At 73.4% G+C, this 8066-nt stretch carries 6 protein-coding genes; 3 read left to right on the forward strand and 3 right to left on the reverse strand.

Annotation, left to right across the window (positions count from 1 at the left end; all coding sequences use genetic code 11):
- Positions 1-9: 9 nt before the first annotated feature.
- Together EU555_RS33895 and EU555_RS33900 are read left to right on the forward strand one after the other, a co-directional pair.
- Positions 10-1413, forward strand: a complete 1404-nt coding sequence (locus tag EU555_RS33895; protein ID WP_135419736.1) for an amidase — start codon at positions 10-12, stop codon at positions 1411-1413.
- The gene (locus EU555_RS33900; RefSeq protein ID WP_135419737.1) at positions 1410-1763 is read left to right on the forward strand and encodes a hydroxyisourate hydrolase; all 354 of its coding nucleotides are present in this window, start codon (positions 1410-1412) and stop codon (positions 1761-1763) included. Before EU555_RS33895 ends, EU555_RS33900 begins: the two co-directional genes overlap by 4 nt.
- On the opposite strand, the gene EU555_RS33905 is transcribed toward EU555_RS33900, so the two are convergent.
- The 3 genes from EU555_RS33905 to EU555_RS33915 all read right to left on the reverse strand — a co-directional run bounded on the left by EU555_RS33905 (position 1726) and on the right by EU555_RS33915 (position 6607).
- A complete protein-coding gene (locus EU555_RS33905) occupies positions 1726-4338 on the reverse strand; it encodes a sensor domain-containing phosphodiesterase (RefSeq protein ID WP_135419738.1) in 2613 nt (870 codons plus the stop codon). The two genes, EU555_RS33900 and EU555_RS33905, sit on opposite strands and share 38 nt — an antisense overlap.
- 309 nt (positions 4339-4647) lie before the next feature.
- Positions 4648-5778, reverse strand: coding sequence for an acyl-CoA dehydrogenase family protein (locus tag EU555_RS33910; protein WP_135419739.1), 1131 nt, complete (start codon positions 5776-5778; stop codon positions 4648-4650).
- A 67-nt stretch (positions 5779-5845) separates the two neighbouring features.
- Complete coding sequence (locus EU555_RS33915; protein WP_135419740.1) at positions 5846-6607, reverse strand: SDR family NAD(P)-dependent oxidoreductase; 762 nt, start codon at positions 6605-6607, stop codon at positions 5846-5848.
- 173 nt (positions 6608-6780) lie between these two features.
- Between EU555_RS33915 and EU555_RS33920 the strand changes: the two genes are divergently transcribed.
- Positions 6781-7902, forward strand: coding sequence for a CaiB/BaiF CoA transferase family protein (locus EU555_RS33920; protein ID WP_135419741.1), 1122 nt, complete (start codon positions 6781-6783; stop codon positions 7900-7902).
- Positions 7903-8066: the final 164 nt, after the last annotated feature.

Here is an 8066-nt window from a genome sequence, read left to right on the forward strand (position 1 = left end):
AGGCCGTCTATGAGCACGGAGTTGTGGCGCCTCTCCGCCGTCGAACTCGGCCGGCTCTTCGCCGCTGCACGCGCCACGCCGGTCGACGCGCTCGAAGCGGCGCAGGCGCGGGCCGGGACGTGGGAGCCGCACCTCAACGCGATCGCCCGGGAGAACCCGGGCGCCCGGGCGGAGGCCGAGGCGAGCGCCGCCCGCTGGCGTGCCGGCACCCCGCTCTCCCCCCTCGACGGCGTGCCGATGACCGTGAAGGAGTTTTTGGTCACCGCGGGCCTGCCCTCGACCTATGCCGAGCCGGGGGAGGCGGGGCCGTCCGACCATGACGAGCTGCCGGTCGCCCGGATGCGCCGCGCCGGCCTCGTGACGCTGGCCAAGACCACGATGCCCGAATTCGCCGTGCAGGGTTACACCGCCTCTGCCCGTTTCGGCGTCACCCGCAACCCGTGGAACTTAGGCTCGACCCCCGGGGGATCGACCGGCGGGGGTGCGGCCGCGACGGCGGCGGGCTACGCCCCGATCGCCCTCGGCACCGATGGCGGCGGCTCGCTGCGCCGGCCCGCCGGCCATACCGGCCTCGTCGGCCTCAAGAGCAGCCTCGGCCGGGTGCCGCGCCTCGGCGGCCTGCCCTCGCCGCTCCTCGACTTCGAGGTGGCGGGCGCGCTCACCCGCACCGTCGCCGATGCCCGCGCGGTCCTGCGGCTCATGGAGGGGGCCGATCCCCGGGTGCTGTGGTCGACCTTCGTCCCGGCGCCGCGACCGGAGCGCCGCCTTCGCGCCCGCTACGTCGAGCGCATCGGCGACGCCCCCCTCGATCCGGTCATCGCCGCCGCGTGCCGGCGGGCGCTCGCCGACCTCGAGGCGCTCGGCGTCGCGGTCGAGGAGGGGCCGCTGCCCTTCGACGTCGCCGGGCTCAACGCCCTGTGGCCGGAGATCGGCAAGATCGGGATCGCCCGGCTGTTCGCGGCCGATCCGGACCTCGCCGCGCGGGCGAGCGCGCCGTACCGGGCGATGGCGGCGGAGGGCGCCCGCGCCCCGGCGCCGCTCCTCTACGAGATCGTCGAGCGCGTCCAGGCCCTGCGCAACGCCGCGAGCGCCGCCTTCGCGGATCTCGACCTCATCGTCACGCCCTCGGCCGCCGCGATGCCCTGGGCGGCGGACGCGGTCTATCCGGAGGTGATCGACGGGCAGCCGGTCGGCCCGCGCGGGCACGCGGTCTATTCGGGCTGGGTGAATGCCGCCGCCCTGCCGGGATTGAGCCTGCCGGTCGACCCGGCTCCGGACGGGATGCCGATCGGCCTCCACCTCGTCGCCGGGTTCGGCCGCGACGACCTGCTGCTCGACATCGCCGAGCGCGTCGAGGCGCGCCGTCCCTTCGCCGACCGCTGGCCTGTCCTGCCCGCGGAGTCGGCCCGATGAGCGCCGGCGGCATCTCGGTCCACGCCGTCGACGTGGCGGAGGGCTGCCCGGCCCTGGGCCTGCGGGTGACGATCGCGGCGCTCGACCCGTCGGGGCCGCGCTCCGTGGCCGAGGGGGTGATCGGGCCGAGCGGCGGCTTCGACCATCCGGTCGTGCGCGGCGTCGGAATCGGGCCCGGCCCCTACGAGGCGGTCTTCCACCTCGGCGACTACTTCACCGCGCGAGGGATGCCCGGCCCCCACTTCCTCGATCAGGTGCCGTTCCGCTTCACGATCGTCGACGCGGCGGAGCACCTGCACCTGCCGCTGAAGTTCACGCGCTTCGGCTACGCCGTGTTCCGGGGGGTGTGACGGCGCGCCCGAGCACCGGCAGCAGGTCGCAGACGGGCACCAGACGGCCGAGCAGGAAGCCCTGCGCCCCGGTGCAGCCCGCCTCCCGCAGGCCCGCGAGCTGCGCCTCGGTCTCGACGCCCTTGGCCGTCACCGGCAGGCCGAGGGCCTGCCCGAGGGCCACGACGGCGCGGACGAGGCCGGCGGTCTCGGGGCTGGATGCCGCGAGCGAGCGGTCGAGCTTGATCCGCCCGAAGGGCAGGCGCCGCAGGGTGCCGAGGGAAGAGGCGCCGGCGCCGAAATCGTCGAAGGCCAGCCCGATTCCGAGTTCCGCGAGATCCGCCAGCCTGTCGCCGCCCTCCGCGATGGCACCCTCGGCGATATCGAGTTCGAGGCGCCCCGGTGCCTGCCCGGCCGCCGCCAGGGCGGCCCGGATGACAGAGACCAGGCCGGGCTGGCGCAGCTGTGCGCCCGCCACGTTCACCACCACCCGAACTCCCGGCGGAAGGCCGCGCGCGTCGCGCAAGGCCGTGCGCAGGACCCACTCGCCGATCGGCACGATCAGCCCGGTCTCCTCGGCCAGCGGCAGGAACGCATCGGGCCTCAGCGGGCCGCGGGCCGGGTGATCCCAGCGCAGCAGCGCCTCGATCGCCGTCACCCGGCCGCAGGCGAGGTCGAAGGCCGGCTGGTAGTGCAGCGCGAACTCGCCGCGCTGGAGCGCCAGGCGCAGGTCGAGCTCGAGGCGCCGCCGCTCCTCCGCCGCCCGGTCCATGGCGGCGGCGAAGAGCCGGAAGGTATTGCGCCCTTCCGATTTCGCCCGGTAGAGCGCGAGATCGGCCCGCTTGAGCAGGATGTCGCTGTCGAGGCCGTGCTCGGGCGCGAAGGCGATGCCGATGCTGACCCCGATCTGCGCCTCCTGCCCGCCGAGATCGACCGGCTGGCGCAGGGCGGCAACCAGGCGCTCCGCCGTCGCGGCGGCCTTGCCCGGATCGGCCTCGCCGCCGAGCAGGATCGCGAACTCGTCGCCGCCGAGGCGGGCGGCCAGGTCCTCCCGCCGCAGGGCGGCGCGGATCCGCCCCGCCACCTCGCGCAGCAGCGCGTCGCCCGCGAGGTGTCCGAGGGTGTCGTTGACCGCCTTGAAGGCATCGAGGTCGAGGCAGAGCAGGCCGCAGGTGCCGCCATGGCGGCGTAACGAGGCGAGACGCTGGTCCAGGCTGTCGCGAAAGAGCGCGCGGTTCGGCAGCCCGGTCAGGGCGTCGTGCCGGGCCATGTGGGCCACCCGCGCCTCCGCCGCCTTGCGGGCGGTGATGTCGGTATAGGTGCGCACCGCCCCGCCGGTGGGGAGTGCCACCGTGCGGATCTCCAGCACCGTGCCGTTCGGCCGCTCGCGCTCGTAGGTGTGGGGGTGGGCCGTGAGCGGCCCGTGGGCGACCTGCTCGCGCAAGGCCGCGTCGCAGCGCGCGAAATCGTCGTGCGCGATCTGGTGGCGCCGCACCGCGTCGAAGCTCGGCTGCGCGCGCATCAGGTCCCGTGGGAGATCGAGGAGCGCGATGGCGCGCTCGTTGCAGACCCGCACGATCCCGGCCTCGTCGACCATGATCAGGCCCTGGTCCATGTGCTCCAGGGTGGCGTCGAGGAGCGCCGTGCTGGCGCGCAACCGCGCGGCGCCCGCCTGCAGCTCGGCCTCGGCCCGCGCCATCTCGGTCACGTCCTGGATGCTGCCGAACAGCGCCAGAGCCGTGCCGGCCTCGTCCTGCTGGCAGATGCCGCGCGAGACGATGGTCCGCTCCTCGCCGTCGCGCCGGACGATCCGGGCCTTGAAGCGGAAATCCGTCCTGCGCTCCCGCGCCTCGGTGACGAGGGCCGCGACCCGCACGCGGTCCTCCGGGTGGTAATAGGACAGGGCCTCCTCGACGCAGGCGGCCGGATCGCCCGGCGCGCGCCCGTGCATGCGGCAGACCTCGTCCGACCAGGTCACGACGCCCGACGCGAGGTCGACGCGCCAATGGCCGATCTGGGCCATCTGCTCGGCCAGCATCAGGTTGCGGTTGACCTCCGACAGGGCGTCCTCGCTCGCCCGCCGGCGCAGGGCCTCGGTCTCGCTGGCGACGCGGGCCTCGTAATGCCGGAGCTGCGCGACGACCACGGCTGTGAGGTCGGCGAGCCGCGCGGTCTCGTCGGACGAGAGCCGGCGCGGGACGGTGTCGCCGAGGCAGAGCGTGCCGAGCGGCAGGCCCGGCCGCAGCATCAGCGGGATTCCGGCATAGAACCGTACGCCCCGCGGCCCCGTCACGAGCGCGATCTCGCGAAAGCGTGGATCGGCGGTCGCGTCCTCGACGAGCAGGGCTGCGTCGCTCAGGATGGCGTGGTTGCAGAAGGCTGCGTCCCGCCCGGTCGGACCGAACTGGATTCCTGCCGACGCCTTGCACCACAGCCGGTCGGCATCGACCAGGGAGATCCAGGCGTAGGGCACCCGGAACAGCGTCCGGGCGAGGTGGCAGACCGCGTCGAAATGCGCCTCCGGCGGGGTATCGAGGATGCCGAGGGCGCGCAGGTCGGAGAGCCGTTCGGCCTCCCGGTCGGGACGAAGATGCACCGCGACGCTCCCTGCCGGCGGCTCGGCGCTGCAACGCCTGACGAGCCTCGACAGAATGTCAGAGACGTTACGAAATCGTTAAAGGGCGCCGATACGGAGGAGCACGCCGGACGAACGGCATAGGCATGGCGATCTATGTCATGTCGCAGGACCCCGGGGACGCGTCGCATCCTGCGCAGAGTGATGCTGAACTGGCATCGGCCGGTCGGGATTTGCCTCTCTCTACGTCGCGCAGGCGCCGTCGATCTGCGTTGGCCCGGCCCGGTGCTCGCGTGCTCCATGGCCGGCCGACGACGGCGCCCTCGCCGGTCAGGCGGTCAGCGCCCGGCTGATCACGATGCGCTGGACGTCGCTGGTGCCCTCGTAGATCTGGCACACCCGCACGTCGCGATAGATCTGCTCGACCGGATAGTCGCCGAGATAGCCGTAGCCGCCGTGGATCTGGATCGCGTCGGAGCACACGTCCTCCGCCATCTCGGAGGCGAAGAGCTTGGCCATCGCCGCCTCCTTCAGGCAGGGCTGGCCGGCGTCGCGCAGGCGCGCGGCGTTCAGCACCAGGAGCCGGGCGGCCTCGATCCGCGTCGCCATGTCGGCGAGCCGGAAGGCGACGGCCTGGTGCCCTGTCAGCTTCTGCCCGAAGGTCTCGCGCTCCTGCGCGTAGGCGAGAGCCGCCTCGAACGCGGCCCGGGCCATGCCGACCGCCTGGGCGGCGATACCGATGCGACCGCCCTCGAGGTTCGACAGCGCGATCCTTAATCCCTCGCCCTCCTGGCCGAGCATCAGGTCGGGGGTGAGCTCCATGTCCTCGAACACGATCTGGGCGGTGTCCGAGGCGCGCTGGCCGAGCTTGTGCTCGATGCGCGCCACCCGGTAGCCCGGGGTCCTGGTCGGCACGATGAAGGCCGAGATGCCGCGCTTGCCGGCCGCCGGATCGGTCACCGCGAACACGATGGCGAGGTCCGCATTCGCCCCCGAGGTGATGAACTGCTTCGTCCCCGACAGAACCCAGGCATTGCCGGAGCGCCGGGCCCGGGTCTTGAGGGCGGCGGCGTCCGAGCCGGCGCCCGGCTCGGTCAGGCAGAAGGCCGCGAGCTGCTCGCCGCGGGCGAGAGGGCCCAGGAAGCGCTGCTTCTGCTCGGAGCTGCCGAATTTCAGGATCGGCATGCAGCCGACGGAGTTGTGCACGCTCATCACCGTCGAGACGGCGCCGTCGCCGGCCGCCACCTCCTCGATGGCGAGCGCGTAGGCGACGTGGTCGGCGGCCGCGCCCCCGTGCTCCTCGGGCACCAGCATGCCCATGAAGCCGAGCGCCCCCATCTCGGCGATCACCTCGCGGGGAAAGCGCGCCTCCCGGTCCCAGGCGGCCGAGAACGGCTTCAGGCGCTCCTGCGCGAAGCTGCGGGCGGTGTCGCGGATCAGGATCTGGTCGTCGCTCAGCATCCGGGCGCTCCTTACTGGCCGTGCTTCACTTGCCGCGCGTTACTTGCCGCGCGTTACTTGCCGCGCGTCATTTGGGCTGCATGCGCAGGGCGCCGTCGAGGCGGATGACTTCGCCGTTGAGCATCGGGTTGTCGATGATGGCGAGGGCGAGCTTCGCGTATTCCTCCGGCCTGCCGAGGCGCGAGGGAAACGGCACGGCGGCGCCGAGGGAATCCTGCACCTCCTGGGGCAGGCCGCGCAGCATCGGCGTCTCGAAGATGCCGGGCGCGATGGCGCAGACCCGGATCCCGGCGGGAGCGAATTCCCGCGCCGCCGGCAGGGTCAGGCCGACGATGCCGGCCTTCGACGACGCATAGGCCGCCTGGCCCACCTGGCCCTCGTAGGCGGCGATCGAGGCGGTGGAGATGATGACCCCGCGCTCGCCCCCCTCCAGCGGATCGAGCGCCAGGGCGCCCGCCGCCACGAGGCGCATCAGGTTGAAGGAGCCGATCAGGTTGACCTGGATCACGCGGGCGTAGGCCGCGAGGTCGAGCGGGCCGTTGCGCCCGACGATCCGGCCGGCGGTGGCGACGCCGGCGCAGTTGACCAGGATGCGGGCAGGCCCGTGCGCGTCCGCCGCCCGGGCGACCGCGGCCTCGGCGCTGCCCGCATCGGCGACGTCGCAGGACAGGGCGATCCCCCCGATGTCTCGAGCAACGGACGAAGCGGCCTCCTCGTTGAGGTCGAGGAGCGCGACCCGCGCCCCCGCCGCGGCGAGCGCCCGGCCGGTCGCCGCGCCGAGGCCCGATCCGCCGCCCGTGACGATGGCCCCTACGCCGTTGACGTTCATCCGCCGTCCTCCCGCACGTTTTTGGTCGCGGACCCGCCGCCATCCGCCCGTGACGAGGGGCGGATCGGTCTGCTAGGCGAGGGGCCGTCTGCGATCCATCGCTATGGGGCAGGCCGGTCATCGTCAAGGCGCTGGCCGCGTGGCAGAAAATCCGTCGAATCGGGGAGGGCGACATGGACCCGTCGCACACGGCCGGGCAGGGCGGGCCCCTCGCCGGCCTGCGCATCGTCGAGTTCGCGGGCATCGGTCCCGGGCCCTTCGCCGCCATGCTGCTCGCCGACATGGGCGCGGACGTGGTGCGGCTCGACCGGCCCGGCGGCGCCGATCCCTACTCGAAGAACGTGGTGGCGCGCGGGCGCCCGAGCGTGACGGTCGACCTGAAGGATCCGGGCGACGTCGCCGGCACCCACGCCCTGCTGGAGCGGGCCGACGCCCTCGTCGAAGGCTTCCGTCCCGGCGTCATGGAGCGGCTCGGCCTCGGGCCCGACGTGGTGCTCGCCCGCAATCCGCGCCTCGTCTACGGCCGCATGACCGGCTGGGGCCAGGACGGCCCGCTGGCGACAACCGCCGGGCACGACATCACCTACATGGCGGTCACCGGCGCGCTCGCGGCGATCGGCCCGGCCGAGCGGCCGGTGCCGCCGCTCAACCTCGTCGGCGATTACGGCGGCGGTTCGCTCTACCTCGTGGCGGGCCTCCTCGCCGGCCTGCTCTCGGCCGGCCGCACCGGGCGCGGCCAGGTCGTCGATGCGGCGATCTGCGACGGCGCCGCCTCCCTGATGGCGATGTTCTCGGAGTTGTCGTCGCAGGGCCGCTGGAGCGACCGGCGCGAAGCGAACCTCCTCGACGGCGGCGCGCCCTGGTACCGCACCTATGCCTGCCGCGACGGTCGCCACGTCGCCATCGGCCCGCTCGAACCGCAATTCTACGCCCTCTTCCGCCGTCTCACCGGCCTCGACGCCGACCCGGATTTCGATCGCCGCGACGACCCGGCGGTCTGGCCGGTGCTGCGGCGCAAGCTCGAGGCGCTGTTTCTGGAGAAGAGCCGGGACGAGTGGTGCGGGCTCCTCGAAGGCACGGATGCCTGCGTTGCGCCGGTCCTCACCCTCGGCGAGGCCGGCGACCACCCGCATCTCGCGGCGCGGCGGACCTTCGTTGACATCGGCGGCACGGTCCAGCCCGCCCCGGCGCCCCGCTTCTCGGCCACGCCTTCCGCGATCCGGCCGGCGCCGGGCCCACTCACCCTGACCGAGGCGATCGCTCGATGGCGAGGGGAGGGGAGTTTTGGAAGCTGAGCCGGAGAAACCGTGTTGACGGCCCGAGAATCGGGGCCTATACGACCACCCATCGGTGCCGGCCGCTTCCGCGGACCGGGCGCTGAGACGTCTTCTGCACAGTCCGGGCCGGCGAGCCTGACCTTGGTCAGGCGCTGGTCTCTTTGTTGCCGATGATGCCCGGC

It is taken from the genome of Methylobacterium nonmethylotrophicum (genome assembly GCF_004745635.1).
Taxonomy (GTDB): Bacteria; Pseudomonadota; Alphaproteobacteria; order Rhizobiales; family Beijerinckiaceae; genus Methylobacterium; species Methylobacterium nonmethylotrophicum.